Source organism: Bacillus sp. SN1 (genome assembly GCF_002796895.1).
Taxonomy (GTDB): Bacteria; Bacillota; Bacilli; order Bacillales; family Bacillaceae; genus Bacillus; species Bacillus inaquosorum.
Window position 1 is genome coordinate 486,832 of the sequence record NZ_PHIE01000003.1, and the last position, 17,593, is coordinate 504,424.

The 17,593-nt window shown below is 35.5% G+C and carries 19 protein-coding genes and 4 pseudogenes; 18 read left to right on the forward strand and 5 right to left on the reverse strand.

Annotated features, from left to right (window positions below):
* Nucleotides 1-271: 271 nt before the first annotated feature.
* Nucleotides 272-832, reverse strand: a complete 561-nt coding sequence (locus CVV77_RS14120; protein WP_100275677.1) for a TetR/AcrR family transcriptional regulator — start codon at nt 830-832, stop codon at nt 272-274.
* Nucleotides 833-982: 150 nt separating this feature from the next.
* On the opposite strand from CVV77_RS14120, the gene CVV77_RS14125 reads away from it, so the two are divergent.
* The 4 genes and pseudogenes from CVV77_RS14125 to CVV77_RS14140 form a co-directional block, all read left to right on the forward strand.
* The gene (locus CVV77_RS14125) at nt 983-1,615 is read left to right on the forward strand and encodes a GNAT family N-acetyltransferase (RefSeq protein WP_250622105.1); all 633 of its coding nucleotides are present in this window, start codon (nt 983-985) and stop codon (nt 1,613-1,615) included.
* A gap of 173 nt (nt 1,616-1,788) precedes the next feature.
* Complete coding sequence (locus tag CVV77_RS14130; protein ID WP_100275678.1) at nt 1,789-3,024, forward strand: cytochrome P450 family protein; 1,236 nt, start codon at nt 1,789-1,791, stop codon at nt 3,022-3,024.
* A gap of 202 nt (nt 3,025-3,226) precedes the next feature.
* A pseudogene (locus tag CVV77_RS22455) lies at nt 3,227-3,390 on the forward strand (hypothetical protein).
* Nucleotides 3,348-3,488: pseudogene (locus CVV77_RS14140) on the forward strand (recombinase family protein); the annotation flags it as partial. The pseudogenes CVV77_RS22455 and CVV77_RS14140, both read left to right, overlap by 43 nt.
* A 232-nt stretch (nt 3,489-3,720) precedes the next feature.
* Here CVV77_RS14140 and CVV77_RS14145 read toward each other — a convergent pair.
* Entirely contained in the window at nt 3,721-4,131 is a 411-nt protein-coding gene (locus tag CVV77_RS14145) for an Lrp/AsnC family transcriptional regulator (RefSeq protein WP_100275680.1), read from the reverse strand.
* A gap of 359 nt (nt 4,132-4,490) precedes the next feature.
* Between CVV77_RS14145 and CVV77_RS14155 the strand changes: the two genes are divergently transcribed.
* The 8 genes and pseudogenes from CVV77_RS14155 to CVV77_RS14190 all read left to right on the forward strand — a co-directional run bounded on the left by CVV77_RS14155 (nt 4,491) and on the right by CVV77_RS14190 (nt 9,123).
* Complete coding sequence (locus CVV77_RS14155; protein ID WP_024122213.1) at nt 4,491-4,751, forward strand: metal-sensitive transcriptional regulator; 261 nt, start codon at nt 4,491-4,493, stop codon at nt 4,749-4,751.
* A 166-nt stretch (nt 4,752-4,917) separates the two neighbouring features.
* Entirely contained in the window at nt 4,918-5,400 is a 483-nt protein-coding gene (locus tag CVV77_RS14160) for a DsrE/DsrF/DrsH-like family protein (protein ID WP_100275681.1), read from the forward strand.
* A 42-nt stretch (nt 5,401-5,442) separates the two neighbouring features.
* Nucleotides 5,443-5,811 (forward strand): rhodanese-like domain-containing protein, encoded by a 369-nt coding sequence (locus CVV77_RS14165; protein WP_100275682.1) that lies wholly within the window; start codon nt 5,443-5,445, stop codon nt 5,809-5,811.
* A gap of 66 nt (nt 5,812-5,877) precedes the next feature.
* Nucleotides 5,878-6,435 (forward strand): sulfurtransferase TusA family protein, encoded by a 558-nt coding sequence (locus tag CVV77_RS14170; RefSeq protein ID WP_003237167.1) that lies wholly within the window; start codon nt 5,878-5,880, stop codon nt 6,433-6,435.
* Nucleotides 6,436-6,456: 21 nt separating this feature from the next.
* On the forward strand, nt 6,457-6,852 hold the full coding sequence (locus tag CVV77_RS14175; protein WP_019258961.1) for a DsrE/DsrF/DrsH-like family protein: 396 nt from the start codon (nt 6,457-6,459) through the stop codon (nt 6,850-6,852).
* A 35-nt stretch (nt 6,853-6,887) separates the two neighbouring features.
* Nucleotides 6,888-8,019 (forward strand): annotated as a pseudogene (locus CVV77_RS14180) (MBL fold metallo-hydrolase); the annotation flags it as partial.
* A gap of 34 nt (nt 8,020-8,053) precedes the next feature.
* Nucleotides 8,054-8,281, forward strand: a complete 228-nt coding sequence (locus CVV77_RS14185; RefSeq protein ID WP_003237159.1) for a sulfurtransferase TusA family protein — start codon at nt 8,054-8,056, stop codon at nt 8,279-8,281.
* 62 nt (nt 8,282-8,343) lie between these two features.
* On the forward strand, nt 8,344-9,123 hold the full coding sequence (locus CVV77_RS14190; RefSeq protein ID WP_100275684.1) for a sulfite exporter TauE/SafE family protein: 780 nt from the start codon (nt 8,344-8,346) through the stop codon (nt 9,121-9,123).
* A gap of 308 nt (nt 9,124-9,431) precedes the next feature.
* Here the strand turns inward: CVV77_RS14190 and CVV77_RS14195 are convergent, their stop codons facing one another.
* Nucleotides 9,432-10,433 (reverse strand): LLM class flavin-dependent oxidoreductase, encoded by a 1,002-nt coding sequence (locus CVV77_RS14195; RefSeq protein ID WP_032731960.1) that lies wholly within the window; start codon nt 10,431-10,433, stop codon nt 9,432-9,434.
* Between the two features lie 262 nt (nt 10,434-10,695).
* Between CVV77_RS14195 and lrpA the strand changes: the two genes are divergently transcribed.
* The gene (gene lrpA, locus CVV77_RS14200) at nt 10,696-11,106 is read left to right on the forward strand and encodes a transcriptional regulator LrpA (protein WP_003237151.1); all 411 of its coding nucleotides are present in this window, start codon (nt 10,696-10,698) and stop codon (nt 11,104-11,106) included.
* 143 nt (nt 11,107-11,249) lie between these two features.
* Here lrpA and CVV77_RS14205 read toward each other — a convergent pair whose 3' ends face one another.
* Nucleotides 11,250-11,699, reverse strand: coding sequence for an Lrp/AsnC family transcriptional regulator (locus tag CVV77_RS14205; RefSeq protein ID WP_003237149.1), 450 nt, complete (start codon nt 11,697-11,699; stop codon nt 11,250-11,252).
* Between the two features lie 115 nt (nt 11,700-11,814).
* Here CVV77_RS14205 and CVV77_RS14210 point away from each other — a divergent pair, with 115 nt between their 5' ends.
* Entirely contained in the window at nt 11,815-12,357 is a 543-nt protein-coding gene (locus tag CVV77_RS14210; protein WP_100275685.1) for a cysteine hydrolase family protein, read from the forward strand.
* Nucleotides 12,358-12,582: 225 nt separating this feature from the next.
* On the opposite strand, the gene CVV77_RS22460 is transcribed toward CVV77_RS14210, so the two are convergent.
* Entirely contained in the window at nt 12,583-12,705 is a 123-nt protein-coding gene (locus CVV77_RS22460; protein ID WP_395940381.1) for a hypothetical protein, read from the reverse strand.
* A 198-nt stretch (nt 12,706-12,903) separates the two neighbouring features.
* Here CVV77_RS22460 and CVV77_RS14215 point away from each other — a divergent pair, with 198 nt between their 5' ends.
* The 4 genes and pseudogenes from CVV77_RS14215 to CVV77_RS14235 form a co-directional block, all read left to right on the forward strand.
* A complete protein-coding gene (locus CVV77_RS14215) occupies nt 12,904-13,668 on the forward strand; it encodes an MBL fold metallo-hydrolase (RefSeq protein WP_100275686.1) in 765 nt (254 codons plus the stop codon).
* Between the two features lie 223 nt (nt 13,669-13,891).
* A complete protein-coding gene (locus CVV77_RS14220; protein ID WP_100275687.1) occupies nt 13,892-15,202 on the forward strand; it encodes an MFS transporter in 1,311 nt (436 codons plus the stop codon).
* 264 nt (nt 15,203-15,466) lie between these two features.
* On the forward strand, nt 15,467-16,681 hold the full coding sequence (locus CVV77_RS14230; protein WP_100275688.1) for an MFS transporter: 1,215 nt from the start codon (nt 15,467-15,469) through the stop codon (nt 16,679-16,681).
* Between the two features lie 125 nt (nt 16,682-16,806).
* A pseudogene (locus CVV77_RS14235) lies at nt 16,807-17,593 on the forward strand (IS3 family transposase); the annotation flags it as partial.

Consider the following 17,593-nt stretch of genomic DNA (forward strand, 5'->3'; position numbering starts at 1 on the left):
TATATCAAGAAAACATACCAAATTATATTGGTATGTTTTCTTGATATGCTGATTCTCTTAAAGGTATCCATACATGCCACCAATGACATGTGTGTAGCTACCCGAGCAGCTATACCTAATAGATTTGAGAACACATTTGTTTTTGCGATTCACTTTTTTTATACTTCTTTCCCTCAAGGGGACCAAATTCACAAGGTATATGCATGTGAAATAACACAGGACTTCTTTGTGAATAATCTATTGGGTTTACAGAAAGCTCCTTCTTTACATGCTAATCTTCAAATTTTAATAATAATTGATGAATTATATTAGAGATACAAGCAGGTGTTTTTATCATTCCATTGTTAATCCATTCCTCTATAATTCCTACTACACCTGAAACGATAAATGTTGTTTCAAATTTCTCAGTTTCCGTAATTGTTTCTGCTGATTGTCGTATCATGCTCAATTCCTCAATCATTTTCGTTTTAAAAAATTCTTTCAGTTTGTTGATTGAAAGAACATTCATTTTTGGTTTTGTTAACAATGTAAAAATTTCGACGTTTTGGTATATGTATTCTGTAGTTTTTTCTATAAAGGTCAGCATGTTCAGTGGATCATCACTTGGAAAAGATGCATCATAAATGCTTCCTAGCTGTTGAAATATTTCGTCTTCGATCTGCTCATACAAGTCATAAACATCTTTATAGTGAAGATAAAAGGTGCCTCGGCCTATATCGGCTTCTTTAGATAAATCGGAAACAGTTATTTTGTTGATTTCTTTTTCCTGAAGCAACTCTAAAAAGGCATGTTTTATAGCACTTTTTGTCTTGATTGATCGTCTGTCCCCCATAGCGTCCTCCGTTAATATACAATTTATCATGTATTGTTCATTTATGAACATGTACAGCTAAATTGCAGATTGATACTCAAATTTTCTTACCATTATAATGAACATGTGTTCATGAGTCAAAATATGTTTATTGGATAAGGAGGTGTATCAATGTTTCATTATCGACAAGCAAGAGCTGATGAATTAAACAAAGTGGCAAAGCTATTCCATGAATCTTTCAATCAATATCCTTTTATGGATTTACTCGTAAAACGCGAAAAAAAAGATCGTTCATTTATTTTTGAAATGCATAAAGTACTAACAAAAGCATATTTTAAAAAGCATTTCTGTTTTGTTGGTATTCAGAATGGTGAAATCGTTGTTGCTGCTCTATTAAAACATCGTGATAAACCTGACATTAGCTTGATCGATTATATAGCAGCAGGGGGAATAAAATTAATCAAAATAGCGGGATTTTCAGTATTGAACATGTTGACGGTGGCTAATGAGGCTAAAACATCTTACAAATCCTTAAAAGAGCCGGCATGGTATTTAGAAGTATTAGGAGTTTCGCCATCTTATCAGGGAAAGAGTTTGGGCAGCCAAATGATCAATGACTGTCTAATACCTTTTATTTCAAAAAACGGGGGCGGCGTCTTGGCCCTTATCACCAATACTGATCTCAACAGATCATTTTACAAAAAGAACGGCTTTGAAGAATTTAGTGAATCCCGTATCAGGCGATTTGATCATGAAATTTCCAATTGGGGTTTTAAAAGAAAAGTCCTTCAAACATATAATTAGAATTCTTTTTGGAATAGATAATGGATCAAAAATTTATATTTTTCAATTTTGGATGAGATTAATCGAAGCCTTTATGAATGAAGGCATTCAGATCATTAGAAATCGTTTTACAAATCGTTCAGATTTTATATTTAAAGATCATCATAACCCTTATGAAGATGGAGGTTCAATGCATGTCTTCAAAACAAAAAAAGAGTTTAACCATTTTGACGGAAAGTCAATTATCTTCCAGAGCATTTAAAGATGAAGCGTATGATTTTTATAAAGAATTGCGAAAATCAAACCCTCTCTACCCATTATCTTTAGGAACTCTGGGGGAAGGCTGGCTCATATCGAGATATGATGATGCAATACATTTATTAAAGAATGAAAAATTAAAGAAAAACTATGAAAATGTATTTACTGCAAAAGAAGAAAAACGCCCTGTTCTATTGAAGAATGAAGAGTCTTTAACAAAACATATGCTTAATTCAGATCCCCCTGACCACAATCGTTTGCGAACTCTTGTTCAGAAAGCATTTACTCATCGGATGATTTTGCAATTGGAAGACAAAATTCAACATATAGCAGATTCTTTATTGGATAAAGTACAGCCGGACAAATTCATGAACCTAGTAGACGATTATGCGTTTCCTTTGCCGATTATCGTGATAAGTGAAATGCTTGGCGTTCCCCTAGAAGATCGTCAAAAATTCAGAGTTTGGTCGCAAGCAATTATTGATTTTTCAGATGCCCCTGAAAGACTTCAGGAGAATGACCATTTGTTAGGGGAATTTGTTGAATATCTGGAATACTTAGTTCGTAAAAAAAGGAGCGAGCCTGCAGGAGATTTAATCAGTGCATTAATTCAAGCGGAGAGTGAAGGCACACAATTAAGTACAGAAGAATTGTACTCGATGATTATGCTGCTTATCGTTGCAGGTCATGAAACAACTGTAAACTTAATCACAAATATGACATATGCTCTGATGTGTCACCATGATCAACTAGAAAAGCTCCGCCAGCAGCCGGACTTGATGAACTCAGCCATAGAAGAAGCATTGCGGTTTCACAGCCCTGTTGAGTTAACGACTATTCGCTGGACGGCTGAACCATTTATACTGCATGGGCAGGAGATTAAACGGAAAGATGTGATCATCATTTCCTTAGCATCAGCAAACCGTGACGAAAAGATATTTCCAAATGCCAACATATTTGATATTGAAAGAAAGAACAACCGCCATATTGCTTTTGGCCATGGCAGCCATTTTTGCCTTGGTGCACAACTAGCCCGCTTAGAAGCAAAGATTGCTATTTCCACCTTATTACGCCGCTGTCCAAATATACAGATAAAAGGCGAAAAAGAACAAATGAAATGGAAAGGGAATTTTCTGATGAGAGCGCTTGAAGAACTGCCGCTCAGTTTTTAATTTTTTGGGAGATGTGTGGTTTTCAAACATCTCCCATTTTTACTCCTCAATAAGATTAAACCATTATAAACCTAATAATATAGCTTTTCAAAAAAACACCAATAGTTTCATCCTATCGGTGTTTTTTTGATTTCATCTTTTAAAATCTCCTCATTAGGACAAACAGTTATTACATAGCATTACCCAAGGGTTGATGCACCTTATGAAGGTAATAATCATGGAGGGACTGCAAGCTGACAAATGCATTAACGATTATTTATTAAAACTTTATAGGAAGGAGATCCAGGGTGATAGCAATATAGGTATCGACCGAGGAACAAGCGATCAAGGGATCGAGCATCGACAGCCAGATCGAGGCCTGTATAAAGAAAGCAGGGACTAAGGATGTGCTGAAGTATGCCGATGAAGGATTTTCTGGAGAACTTTTGGAACGTCCGGCTTTGAATCGCTTAAGGAAGGATTCAAAATTGCCGCAGATCGAGTTGGTGCATAAAGAGGAAGAGTGTCAAACCTCTTCCTCGATTAATCTATTGGGTTTACTTTTATTTGGCATGGGATCTCCTTCTTTCTTTAAAGAATATCCTTAGATTACTACAGTAATCATATACAAATTCAATAAAAAAGAAACTTTGGAAGGGGGTTGTACATTTAAACAAATACTGACTAGAGAAAATTTAACTGCTAACCAATTTGCTACTACTTATTAATAACAATAGACAATTTATAATTTACATGCTTGTTTAAGTCCATCAGAAATTGGTCTAACAATTCATTGGATGGAAATTTACATTCCAGTAGATAACAGCCATCTCCACTTATTTTATAGTTATTGATAACAAATTTCTCTTGTTCTTTTATAAATAAAAGATAAGGCTGATGATAAGTACTTTTTGTGTAGATGTTAATTAAGGCGTGAACAGAACACCCTAATTTAGCTTGATTCACTTTTATTGTATAACCTTCAATTACTCCGGTATCTTCTAATTTAGCAACTCTCGACGCAGATGCTTGTCCTGTTAAATGAACTTTCTCTCCTAAGTCTTTCATTGTTATGCGACTATTTATGGACAATTCTTCTAATATTTTTATATCAGTGTGATCCAACATAAAATCAAATCCTTTCCTAAGTATACTATACCAATCACTTTTAAATGCGGTAAGAATTCACTAGGTATTTTGAAATTACATAATACTCCCATTCGAATGGATATAATACACCTGTTAAACATATAAGATACACACTTTCAAAAATCAAGTCAAACTGCAACAAGACTGGATTTCTTCCATATGCGTATCTAAATGTTTTTATTCAAAGATACAACGTGGTAAAATACACATAATAGCTCATGATAGGGTAGAACTGAATTGAGGAATTCATTTCCTAAAGCTTAAAGGTATTCATGTGAAATGTTATGAGTTGGTAACATTTAAATGTAGAAATAAATTAAAGAAAGGATTTCATCCATATGGAGTATGATCAAAAGATTAAAAATCGTTTACGACGGATAGAAGGACAAATTAAAGGTGTATTGACTATGATGGAGCAAGGAAAAGACTGTAGAGAAGTTGTGACTCAATTGGCAGCATCACGCAATGCTATCGACCGAGCATTAGGTGTTATAGTTAGTACAAATCTTGAACATTGTGTTCGTGAAAGCATAGAACAGGGAGAAGACACAGCAAACTTAGTAAAAGAGGCAGTAGACTTATTAGTAAAGAGTCGATAAAAAATTCATCAACCTATAATCTTTAAGGTTGACGAATTTTTATTTGTGTAATAGTATACCCCTATGGGTATATAGTTTTAACGGATTGCGTAATTGTATATCTTTCATTCAAAAATTTTTAGAATTTTAAATACCCATGGGGGTAATTTAGTTTAGGAGGAGAAACATGACAGAACAAACAAAACGTACAACAATTGTCTTATTTAGTGGGGATTACGATAAAGCAATGGCAGCTTATATTATTGCGAATGGTGCAGCTGCCTACGATCATGAAGTTACTATATTTCACACTTTCTGGGGATTAAATGCTTTGCGTAAAGAAGAGCTGGTTCCAGTAAAAAAAGGGTTTCTTGAAAAAATGTTTGGAAAGATGATGCCTCGTGGTGCTGATAAGATGGGCTTATCTAAAATGAACTTTGCAGGTATGGGCCCTAAAATGATTAAAAATGTTATTAAAAAGCATAATGCATTAACATTGCCTCAGTTAATTGAGATGGCTCAAGAACAGGGTGTAAATCTCGTAGCTTGTACGATGACAATGGATCTTCTTGGTTTACAGGAAAAAGAATTATTAAATGATATCAACTATGCTGGTGTAGCCGCTTATTTAGCAGATGCTGAAGAAGGCAACGTCAACTTATTTATTTAATATATCCATTACAAGTTAAATAAATGAAGGAGGTGAAACACAATGGATAGTGGGATAATCATCAATACCTTACTCATTTTATTTTTACTTTGGATTGTATTTCGACGATTTTTACCAGTGCAAGGTGTTAAACAGATAACAACTACTGATTTAAAGTCAGAGCTGAAAAATAAAGGAAAACAGTTTATCGATGTACGAACACCTCATGAATTTCGTACAAGGCATATTAAAGGGTTCAAAAATATTCCCTTGTCAAAATTGGCTCATCAAACAAGTCAACTTTCGAAAGACCAAGAAGTTTTTGTTATTTGTCAAAGTGGAATGAGAAGTCTAAAGGCGAGCAAGGTATTGAAAAAACAAGGATTTAAAAATATCACAAATATTAAAGGTGGTATGAATACATGGTCATAAAACCTTAGATAGTATTTTTTTTGTATATTTATATACCCCCACCCCTATTTAAAAAGGAGGAAAAAAATGGTGAAGGCAAATATTGTGTTAGACGCTAAAGGTTTGACGTGTCCAATGCCCATTGTAAAAACGAAGAAGAAAATTAAGGATTTAAAAGCTGGTGAGATACTAGAAATTGAAGCAACAGATAAAGGCTCTACGGCAGATTTGCAAGCATGGGCAAATAGCACAGGTCATGAATATCTAGGTACTGAAACAGAGGGAGAAATACTTCATCATTTTCTTCGTAAAGGAGGAGAACATTCATCAGAAAGCACACCTTCTATTCCTGAGGTTTCACTAGAAGCTTTCAAACAGAAAGTTGAAAGTGAGGAGTCTCTTAACATTTTAGATGTCCGGGAGTTAGATGAGTATGAAGAAGCTCATATCCCGGGAGTTGTGCATATCCCTCTTGGGGAAGTGGAAAAGCGCTCTAACGAGTTAAACAAAGATGATGAAATTTATATCATTTGCCATTCTGGAAGAAGAAGTGAAATGGCAGCCCAAACGATGAAAAAACAAGGTTTTAAAAAGGTTATTAATGTTGTCCCTGGTATGCGTGATTGGACAGGTAAAACAGAATAAATAAGAAAAGGGTGATAACAAATGAGTACAAGAGTAGCAATTATTGCGGCAAATGGTGGTCTATTTGATGCCTATAAAGTTTTTAATATTGCGACTGCCGCAGCAGCAAGTGATCAAGAAGTATCTATCTTCTTTACATTCGAGGGATTAAATCTGATTCATAAGCAAGCACATCAAGAATTAGAAATGCCGAAAGGAAAAGAACACTTGGCGGAAGGATTTAAGAAAGCAAGCGTGCCGTCTATTCCTGAACTGATTGAAATGGCACAAGAAATGGGAGTTACATTTATTGGTTGTCAAATGACGATGGACGTTATGGGTTTAACAAAAGATGATTTTGTAGAAGGAATTGAAGTAGGCGGGGCTGTTACCTTTTTAGATTTTGCTAAAGATGCTGATGTATCCTTAACATTTTAGTCCCGTTAAAAATAGATTCGATATAGGAGGTATTTAAACATGACCGTAAAGGCACTGACCCCAAAAGAAGTGACAAAAAAAATCTTTAACAAAGAACCTTTATTTATTTTGGATGTGCGTAATGAAAATGATTTTAGTGATTGGAAGATTGAAGGGCATGACTTTGACCATTTGAATGTTCCTTATTTCGATCTTTTAGATGGAGTAGAAGATATATTGGAGAAAATTCCTTCTGATAAAGAAGTGCTAGTCGTTTGCGCAAAAGAAGGTTCATCCGTAATGGTATCCGAGATGCTTTCAGAAGCAGGTCTTTCTGTATCCTATCTTAAAGGCGGAATGAAAGCATGGAGTGAACATTTAGAGCCGGTAAAAGTCGGAGATTTAAAAGATGGTGGTGAAATTTATCAGTTTGTTCGAATTGGGAAAGGTTGCCTATCATACATGATATTCTCCAATGGAGAAGCAGCCATAGTAGACGCTACGCGTATGGCAGAAGTGTTTATAGATTTTGCAAAGGAGAAAGGTGTAACGATTACTCACGTATTTGATACACATCTTCACGCAGACCATATTTCAGGTGGGAGAGTAATTGCCGAAAAAACAAAAGCAACCTACTGGTTACCGCCTAAAGATGCTGAAGAAGTGGTATTCGATTATCAGCCGTTGGAAGAAGGAAATGATATTATCATTGGAAATATAAAGATTAGAATTCAACCGATTTATTCTCCAGGGCATACCATTGGCTCCACTTCTTTCATTGTCGATGATCAGTATCTTCTTTCAGGTGATATCTTATTTATCGATTCAATCGGCAGACCTGATTTAGCCGGTATGGCAGGAGATTGGGTAGGAGATTTAAGAAAAACTCTTTATAGCCGTTACAACGCGTTATCAAAGGATTTAATTGTATTACCGGCACACTTTATGTACATTGATGAGCTAAATGATGATGGAAGTGTTGGTAAAAAACTAAGTACATTATTTGCCGAGAACCATGGTTTGAACATTGCTGATGAAGCAGAATTTAGGCACTTAGTGACAGGTAATTTACCTCCACAACCCAATGCATATCAAGAGATTCGCGAAACAAATATGGGGAAAATCAACCCAGATGAAGAAAAACAGCGTGAAATGGAGATTGGGCCAAATCGTTGTGCAATTCGATAAAAGATGATTATTACCAAACAGAGGAGAGATGAACATGAAATCAGATAAAGTATTAGATGCTAAAGGGCTGGCATGTCCAATGCCAATCGTCAAAACAAAGAAAGCTATGAATGAAATAGAATCAGGTCAAATATTAGAAGTGCATGCAACCGATAAAGGATTCAAAAGTGACCTAGCGGCTTGGTCTAAATCAGGTGGGCATGACATCTTAGAGCAAGCTCAAGAAGGAGATGTACTGAAATTCTGGATTGAAAAAGGCTAATGAATGTGAAAGGGTATCGAATAAAAAGATACCCTTTTCCTTTGAAAAGGAGGAAAACCAAATTGGATATTGCCTTTATCACAACTCTTTTCATTATAGGGTTTATTGGTGCCTTTCTTTCCGGATTGATTGGTATTGGCGGTTCAGTAATTAATTATCCAATGTTATTGTACATTCCTTCTTTAGTAGGGGTGATGTCATTAACTGCCCATGAAGTTTCAGGGATAGGGGCTATTCAAGTTTTCTTTGCGACACTTGGCGGTGTTTGGGCTTATCGTAAGAGTGGTCTTTTAAATAAAGCATTAATTATTTACATGGGAAGCAGCATCCTTTTAGGGAGTGTATTGGGGAGTTATTTTTCTCATCACTTATCTGAAAAAGGAATTAACTTTATATACGGAATTCTGGCTATTATAGCTGTTATTCTAATGTTTATACCTAAAAAAGGACAAGCACATAGAGACGGCAAAGAAGTGATATTTAATAAATGGTTGGCTTCGTCCCTAGCGTTTATCATTGGTGGCGTATCAGGTATTTTAGGAGCTGGCGGCGCCTTTATCCTAGTCCCCATTATGTTATCGTCGATTTTAAATATTCCTGTTAGAATCACCGTCGCTTCATCTCTTGCGATTACACTTCTTTCATCTATTGGAGCAACAGTTGGAAAGGTGATTACAGGTCAGGTACTTTTTTTACCTTCTTTGATTCTTATTATCTCAAGTTTAATCGCTTCGCCTCTAGGAGCAAAACTGGGACAAAAAGTAAATGAAAAAATCCTGCGGTGGATCTTAGCTTTACTGATTTTGGTGACGGCTGTTAAAATTTGGTTGGATATTCTGTAACAGATCACTTTCTTACGTATGATTAAAAGAAAGACCAACAGAGTGTTTCAAATGTTGGCCTTTCTTTTTTATGTTAAGACATTTACATAATGTTCAATAAATGTTTGTACAGGATGAAATTCTTTTTGATAATGGATGACTCGTACCAATCTATATGATAGCCCATATAAAGTATTTGAATTAGTATTGTCTACTGTCGATTAGCATTTTTATACACGGATAGGGAAGAATTTGAGTATTTTAAAAGAAGGATAAAGCTACGAGGAATACGAACTCACATAACTCGACTTCTAAAGTTGCTCCATTCTTTATTCAAACAACTCATCCACAACATGTTTTAAAATCTCGTAAGACTGAATTTCCTTGCTCAATTCGTAAATATTAGATAATACAATTAATTCATCTACTTGATACATTTGTTGGAATTCAATTAGTTCGCGACGAATTGTTTCTGAATCACCCATGATTGTATACCCCAGTCGACTATGGAGAATTTCTAATTCAAACTGTGATAACGATTCTAGGAAGTTTTCAGTGGGTGGAATAAGCTTACTTAAATTATTTGTGTAAATATCAATATACACCTGCAAATGACTTGCAGAAATAAAAGATGCCTCTTCCATAGATTCTGCTGCAATCACATTAATACAAGCAATCACATAAGGCTCTTGTAAATAAGAAGACGGTTGGAAATTTTCTCGATAAATAGCGAGCGCTTCTTCCATCGCATGAGGTGAAAATTGAGCGCCAAATGCATAGGGTAAACCAAGCTTTGCAGCAATTTTCGCTGAATCCGTTGAGGATCCTAACACAAATACAGGCACATGCGTTCCAATACCTGGATAAGCGCGAACCTCTCTCTGCACACTCTTATCCCCAACAAAACGCAAAATATCATTTACTTCTCTTTCAAAGAAAAACACTCCATTATGGTTGGAACGACGAATCACATCGGCCGTTTTTTGATCCGTTCCCGGTGCGCGTCCTAATGCCAAATCTACACGATTTGGATATAATGTTTCAAGTGTTCCAAATTGCTCCGCTACGACTAATGGGGAATGATTTGGCAACATAATACCCCCTGAACCTACGCGAATGTCCTTTGTATTTGCTAATATATGTTGTACAATTGATACGGTTGCTGCACTTGCATAAGCGTCGTGATTATGATGCTCTGCAAACCAAATCCGTTTATAGCCCATATTATCTACAGCTTTAGCTAATGAAACTGCAGAATCAATCCCTTGTTTCATTGTTTCTCCTTGTCTTAATGGAGCAACTGATAAAACAGATATATCAAATTTTTTCATAATTTCACCTCTAAAAATAATGAACTTATACAAAATCAATGGAAAAACCATTTTAAATAAATGTCTCATATTAAATGGTGTACATTCCTCTTTTGTTTTGTATGCAAATAAATATATACTTTCTCAATCGATCAATACATAGGGAAAATAAAGTTATTTCACAATTTCACTTTATTTTTAAAGTTTTAAGCATACATAAAAAATTGCACAGCGAACAGACTATGTAAAATACATCTTATTTTTTCAGAAAGGATACAAGAAAATGATTGATGAAATAGATAAAAAAATACTTGATGAGCTGTCTAAAAATAGTCGCCTTACAATGAAAAAATTAGGGGAAAAAGTACATCTCACTGCACCAGCAACCGCATCAAGAGTAGTAAAGTTATTAGACAATGGCATAATAAAAGGATGTAGTATTGAAGTGAATCAAGTGAAATTAGGCTTCTCTATACATGCTTTTCTTAATATTTATATCGAAAAAATCCATCATCAACCCTATTTAGCTTTTATAGAAACACAAGGTAACTATGTAATAAACAATTATAAAGTTAGTGGAGACGGTTGTTATTTGCTTGAATGTAAATTTCCTTCAAACGAGGTATTAGATCAATTTTTAAATGACTTAAACAAACATGCAAACTATAAAGTGTCGATTGTTATTGGTAAATAGTTAACTTTATAAAACGGAGATGTGTGGTCATATAACATGATATATATCTGCTCTAAAAAAGCCCTAGTTTGGATATGAAATTTACCAAGCTAGAGCTTTTTTTATACATGATTTAACACTTATACATTATGATAACAAGCACATTATTCATCAGACATTAATGACGTATTATAATGATTTTTTACTTCCTTAATAGACAAATAAAGCTGATAGTTTCCATATTTCAACAAATCGTTCAAAAGGTGATTTAAAACTTCTTGTGAATGAACCTTTACCTTCAGAAGATAACATGCGTCTCCTGAAATACGATGTGCTTCGCTAATTTCATTACGAGCAGCAATAAATTTCAATAAATCATTATGCTTATATGCATTCATGAAAAAGATGACAAAGGCTGTAAAAGAAAGCCCCACCCTCAATTCATCAATCACAATCGAATATGCCTTAATGATACCGTTATCCTCCATTTTTTTGATGCGATTGCCTACCGCTTGTCCTGTCATATGAATTTTTTCACCGATTTCTTTCCATTGTATCCGAGCATTTTTATTTAATAATTGGAGAATTTGAAAATCAATTGAATCAATTTGCATAGTAACTCCTTTCACAGTGAAAAAGTTTTACATAATAGTATTTCATGAGACCATCGAAAATTCAATGGAAATTATATATCCTTATACAGTATAAAAATTTTAAGAGGTGAAAAAAATGACAACAGCTTTATTAGTGATTGATATTCAAAATGATTACTTTCCAAATGGGAAGATGGCTTTAACAAACCCTGAGAAAGCAGCACAAAATGCGGCTAAACTACTTTCACACTTCAGAAACACAGGCGCACCAGTCTTTCATGTACAGCATATCACAGAAGGTAACATGGCTCATTTTTTCCATCCAAATACAGAAGGTGTCGAAATTTATGAGTCAGTACGTCCATTAGAGAAAGAGACAGTCATTGTAAAACATATGCCGAATAGCTTTTTCAATACAGATTTACATGAAAAGCTACAAGAACAAGGGGTTAAAGAATTAGTTGTTTGCGGTATGATGTCCCATATGTGTATTGATGCAACAGTTCGTTCTGCAGTTGAACATGGTTATGTATGCCAAGTGGTAGAAGATGCTTGCGCAACAACAACATTGCAAATTGAAGATAAAATCGTTCCTGCTGAGCATGTCCATTACGCATTTATGGCCGCATTAAATGGTGTCTATGCAACAGTGAAAACCACAGAGGCATTTTTAAAATAAAAGAATTTCCTGTGCGAACATAACGTCTTTCCTTTCACAAGAAAGATGATTCAACAACTTAAAAAAGGATGTTCAGAAAAATAACTTCTGGACACCCTTTATTCATTATACTTTTTCGATATCATTATTCCCATCTGATAAAAGATCAAGATGTCCTGTTTTTGATCCATAGTAAGACCATGTACAGGAATTGTTTTTGCCATAAATATAAGTATTGATGAAGGTTTACATAAAGCACCTAATTGCTTGATTTACTTTAATGTTAGATCCATCAATAACTCCATTCTCTTCTAATTTCTCTACTCTAGCTGTAGCTGCTGGCCATGTTAAATGTACTCTCTCCCAGATCTTTCATTGTAATTCGGCTATTATTACATAATTTCTCTATAATTTTTTATCTGTTTGATCTATTTGAACGTTAATTCCTTTCGAAAATAAAGTCAAAGAGTTAAAACACTTTTTTTTATCTATGTATTTGAACACTGCTGATATTATACACTTAACTCTGTCGAACTAAGACAAATAAAAAGAAAGTGAGTTGTAAATATGAATATTACACAAATTCGAAATGCAACAATTGTTGTAAAATACGCAAATAAAAAATTTTTAATAGATCCTATGTTAGCAGAGAAAGGTACGTACGCTACTTTCCCTGAAACGATCAGACAAGATCTATTTAATCCTTTGGTGAGTTTGCCAACATCAATTGATAACATTCTGGATGGCGTAGATGCAGTCATTGTTACTCATCTACACCTAGATCACTTTGATGATGTGGCAAGAAACGTATTGCCAAAAAATATCAAAATGTTTGTTCAAAATGAAGCAGATGCAAAAGAAGTAAAATCAAGTGGTTTCAAAAATGTAGAAGTACTACAACAAGACACAGTTTTTGAAGGGATCCAATTAGTAAAAACAAAAGGTGAACATGGTAGAGGAGAAGAGTTATTAAACTTAATGGGTGAAGTTTGTGGATTAGTATTCAAGCACCCAAGTGAAAAAGTTTTATATGTAGCTGGTGATACAGTTTGGTATGATGCTATCGAAGACGAGATTCATACACATCAACCAGAAATCATTGTTGTTAATGGTGGAGACAATCAAATATTAGAATTAGGTTCACTCATCATGGGAAAAGAAGACATCTATGAAGTTCATAAGGCTGCTCCTAATGCTAAGATTATATCTGTTCATATGGAAGCTGTTAACCATTGGACACTATCTAGAGAAGAATTAAAAAACTTTAGTAAGGGAAAAGGATTCTCAAGTAATATTTTAGTACCAGAAGATGGCGAGTCTTACACATTTTAATATGAACACCGACAAACAATATTGTCTTGTTCATATTTAAAAATAAGAAATAGAAGAAGCTCATAATTATAAAAACTAATCATGAGCTTCTTCTAATGACGAATATAAATAAATTTTAAATATATCGAGAATCCTAAATATACGGAATAACAAAAATGGAATTTCCAAAGGTGACAAAAAAACTTGAACAGCAACAAAGATATGTCGTTAGGAGGTAGAAATCATGATAATGACAAAAAAAGATACAAATATATCAACACAGCAGCCTGTTTGGTTACAAGGTTATATTGATTCACCAGAAAAACAAAACCAACTTTATAAAAAAACATTAAAAATCTTGATGGTTTCACAAATTTTTGGGGGAGCAGGACTTGGTGCTGGGATAACAGTTGGGGCGCTTCTTGCACAAGATATGATAGGATCGGAAAATGTAGCAGGAATTCCAACTGCCCTCTTTACTTTTGGATCTGCCGTAGCTGCCCTACTTATAGGAGCATCCTCACAACGTTTTGGTCGTAGAGCCGGACTTGCAGGTGGTTTCCTTATAGGTGGATTAGGTGCTATAGGTGTTATAATTGCGGCTTTAATCAACAGCGTTGCCCTATTATTTGTTTCCCTTCTTATTTATGGAGCAGGTATGGCTTCTAATCTTCAAGTTCGGTATGCTGGGACAGACCTTGCAAATGAGAAACAACGGGCAACTGCTGCAAGTATGGCCTTGGTTTCTACTACTTTAGGAGCTGTAGTGGGTCCTAACCTAGTTAATACGATGGGGGAATTTGCAGATTCAATTGGTGTTCCCAATTTAGCTGGTCCGTTTATCATGTCAGGAGCAGCTTTTATAATTGCTGGATTTATTCTCTTAATTTTTCTTCGTCCAGATCCGCTGTTTGTATCAACAGCTATTGCGAATGCTGAGAAAAAAGACGATAAAGTACAGATAGGAGGATGTCTAAAAAATCCTGCTATAAACCAAAAAGGAATAATGGTAGGAGCTGTAATTATGATTTTAGCTCAACTAATCATGACAGCTATTATGACAATGACACCAGTTCACATGGGTCATCACGGTCATGGTTTAAGCGAAGTGGGATTAGTTATAGGGCTCCATATTGCAGCGATGTATCTTCCTTCACCATTGACTGGTTTATTAGTAGATAAGTTTGGTCGCACTACTATGGCTATTGCTTCAGGTGCTACACTTCTTGCCGCTGGATTGGTGGCAGCTATTGCACCGGCAGACTCATTATCATTACTAATCCTAGCACTAGTATTACTAGGGGTAGGTTGGAACTTTGGTTTACTAACGGGAACTGCCCTCATTATAGATTCAACACATCCATCTCTACGTGCAAAAACACAAGGAACATTCGATGTCTTAGTAGCACTATCAGGAGCAGCGGGTGGAGCCTTGTCAGGAATGGTTGTTGCACATTCTAGCTATACAATACTATCAATTTCTGGAGCCGTTTTATCATTGTTACTTATTCCAGTAGTTATTTGGTATTTTAAAGGGAATCAGGAAAAAGCATAAGCTTATATAACTTTCCTATACATTTGAAGAACCTAAGTAGACATTACTCTAAGGTGTCTTGGGTGTTATGTAACTTCAAGGTATAAGCGGAGATGTAACAAAACTTCGACTCTCGCCTTCTTAGGTGTAGTCGATTCCATTGTTGTGCTGGAGCTTGTATACGGTAATGATGAAAAACGCCTGAGTGATAAATTAGAAGTCTCTTGGACATTATTTTGGAGAGGCACTGTACATCAATGATTATATAGAAAGGGGTGTTTATATATGAAGAAAACAATTAAAGAACAAAAGTTGGTATTAATTATACTTCTTAGCAATATATTCATTGCATTTCTAGGTATAGGTCTCATCGTCCCCGTTATGCCGTCTTTTATGAATATCATGCATTTATCGGGAAAAACGATGGGCTATCTTGTCGCCGTACTTGCGGTAGCACAACTGCTTATATCACCGCTCGCAGGACGATGGGTTGACCATTATGGCAGAAAGAAAATCATCATAAGCGGTTTGTTTCTTTTTGGTGTTTCAGAACTTATCTTTAGTTTAGGCACGACTGTATCAGTGCTTTATATATCAAGGATTCTAGGGGGAATTAGTGCTGCCTTTATTATGACAGGCGTTACTGCATTTGTTGCAGATATTACATCCGTTCAGGAACGTCCAAAAGCGATAGGCTATATTTCTGCCGCCATTAGTACTGGCTTTATTATCGGACCTGGCATCGGTGGCTTTATTGCAGAATACGGTATACGTATGCCCTTCTTCTTTGCGGCAGGCATTGCCTTTTTAGCATGCATTTCATCCATATTTATTTTAAAAGAGCCGCTAACAAAGGAACAGATTACAGAAATTTCTGCAAATACAAAGCAAACAAACTTAATAGGCGATTTCAAAAGATCACTTAATCCACGTTACTTTACTGCCTTTATCATTGTATTTGTACTTGCTTTCGGATTATCAGCATATGAAACAGTTTTCAGCCTATTTTCTGATCATAAATTTGGCTTCACGCCGAAGGAGATTGCAACTATTATTACAATCAGCTCAATCTTCGGAGTTATTATTCAATTATTTATGTTTGGAAAAATGGTAGATATACTTGGTGAAAAGAAACTAATTCAATTATTGTTAATTATAGGTGCAATATTGGCAGTGGCATCTACTGTAATCTCTAGCTTTTTAGCAGTGCTAGCGGTAACTTGCTTCATCTTCCTCGCATTTGACTTGCTTCGCCCGGCATTGACGACTTTTTTATCAAAAGCTGCCGAGAAAGAGCAAGGATTTGTTGCTGGAATGAACTCAACCTATACGAGCTTAGGTAATATCGGAGGGCCAGCCATGGGTGGAATATTATTTGACGTAAACATCCACTATCCTTATCTTTTCGCTGCTGTCATTATGGTCATTGGCTTCGGTATTACAATTATGTGGAAAGAAAACCGGTTAGGAGAAAGCTTAGCGAAAAACTTGAGATCCTAGTGGGGATAGCAAAAAAAACCGATGATTTAAGGGACTGACCCCATAAGATGAGACAAATAAAAAACACCTTCAAGTTTGAAAACGGATGATTGTTATCCGAAATTAGACTTGGAGGTGTTTTTTCTATGGAGACAAGAGTGAGTTATCCGGTTGAAGTGAAACAGAAGGCTGTAGAAATGAGATTGGCAGGCGTGCCTATGAAAGAGATCATGCAGAAATTGAATATTAAGAATAAGACACAGGTTCAGACATGGGTTAGATGGCATAAGGCTGGGGATACACATCGATTCGAACAGCCTGTTGGAAAGCAATACACTTACGGAAAAGGTCCAGAGTATTCTTCCGAATTAGAGAAACTGCAGGCAGAGAACCGTTATCTGAGACAACAGAATGAAGTTTTAAAAAAGTACAACGAATTGGAAAGGAAGTTGATAGCGAAACGTCAGTCGAACTTGTAGAAGTATTGCACAGCACAATGACCGTGCAGGATATCTGTATTCATTTAGGTATCTCTCGAGCGTCCTATTATCGTTGGAAGAAGAATCTGACGAAAGATTATCCCAAGCGCCATTTGGAAAAACAAATCGGCACGTTGTGCCGAGAGCACAGGTATCGATATGGATATCGAAAAATCACAGCCATACTAAAAAAGAGAATGCGTATTAACCATAAAACAGTTCAACGTATTATGCAGAAAAATCAATGGCAGTGCCAGGTTAAGGTGAAAAAGCGCAAGAAGAATGGGCAGCCATATGCCGTAGTCGATAATATATTGGATCGGAACTTTAAATCTGATCGCCCTCTTGAAAAACTAGTAACGGACATCACATATTTGCCTTATGGACAGAAACAATTGTACCTTTCCAGTATATTAGATTTATACAATGGAGAAGTGATTGCTTTTACGATTGG

Excerpts from the sequence above, each read along its gene's own strand:
- CVV77_RS14125 (WP_250622105.1), top strand. The coding sequence starts at position 983 with ATGTTTCATTATCGACAAGCAAGAGCTGATGAATTAAACAAAGTGGCA.
- CVV77_RS14195 (WP_032731960.1), bottom strand. The coding sequence starts at position 10,433 with ATGAAAAAATTTGATATATCTGTTTTATCAGTTGCTCCATTAAGACAA.
- CVV77_RS14185 (WP_003237159.1), top strand. The coding sequence starts at position 8,054 with ATGAAATCAGATAAAGTATTAGATGCTAAAGGGCTGGCATGTCCAATG.
- CVV77_RS14215 (WP_100275686.1), top strand. The coding sequence starts at position 12,904 with ATGAATATTACACAAATTCGAAATGCAACAATTGTTGTAAAATACGCA.
- CVV77_RS14220 (WP_100275687.1), top strand. The coding sequence starts at position 13,892 with ATGATAATGACAAAAAAAGATACAAATATATCAACACAGCAGCCTGTT.
- CVV77_RS14160 (WP_100275681.1), top strand. The coding sequence starts at position 4,918 with ATGACAGAACAAACAAAACGTACAACAATTGTCTTATTTAGTGGGGAT.
- CVV77_RS14145 (WP_100275680.1), bottom strand. The coding sequence starts at position 4,131 with ATGTTGGATCACACTGATATAAAAATATTAGAAGAATTGTCCATAAAT.
- CVV77_RS14175 (WP_019258961.1), top strand. The coding sequence starts at position 6,457 with ATGAGTACAAGAGTAGCAATTATTGCGGCAAATGGTGGTCTATTTGAT.
- lrpA (WP_003237151.1), top strand. The coding sequence starts at position 10,696 with ATGATTGATGAAATAGATAAAAAAATACTTGATGAGCTGTCTAAAAAT.
- CVV77_RS14170 (WP_003237167.1), top strand. The coding sequence starts at position 5,878 with ATGGTGAAGGCAAATATTGTGTTAGACGCTAAAGGTTTGACGTGTCCA.
- CVV77_RS14230 (WP_100275688.1), top strand. The coding sequence starts at position 15,467 with ATGAAGAAAACAATTAAAGAACAAAAGTTGGTATTAATTATACTTCTT.
- CVV77_RS14130 (WP_100275678.1), top strand. The coding sequence starts at position 1,789 with ATGTCTTCAAAACAAAAAAAGAGTTTAACCATTTTGACGGAAAGTCAA.
- CVV77_RS14165 (WP_100275682.1), top strand. The coding sequence starts at position 5,443 with ATGGATAGTGGGATAATCATCAATACCTTACTCATTTTATTTTTACTT.
- CVV77_RS14155 (WP_024122213.1), top strand. The coding sequence starts at position 4,491 with ATGGAGTATGATCAAAAGATTAAAAATCGTTTACGACGGATAGAAGGA.
- CVV77_RS14205 (WP_003237149.1), bottom strand. The coding sequence starts at position 11,699 with ATGCAAATTGATTCAATTGATTTTCAAATTCTCCAATTATTAAATAAA.
- CVV77_RS14120 (WP_100275677.1), bottom strand. The coding sequence starts at position 832 with ATGGGGGACAGACGATCAATCAAGACAAAAAGTGCTATAAAACATGCC.
- CVV77_RS14210 (WP_100275685.1), top strand. The coding sequence starts at position 11,815 with ATGACAACAGCTTTATTAGTGATTGATATTCAAAATGATTACTTTCCA.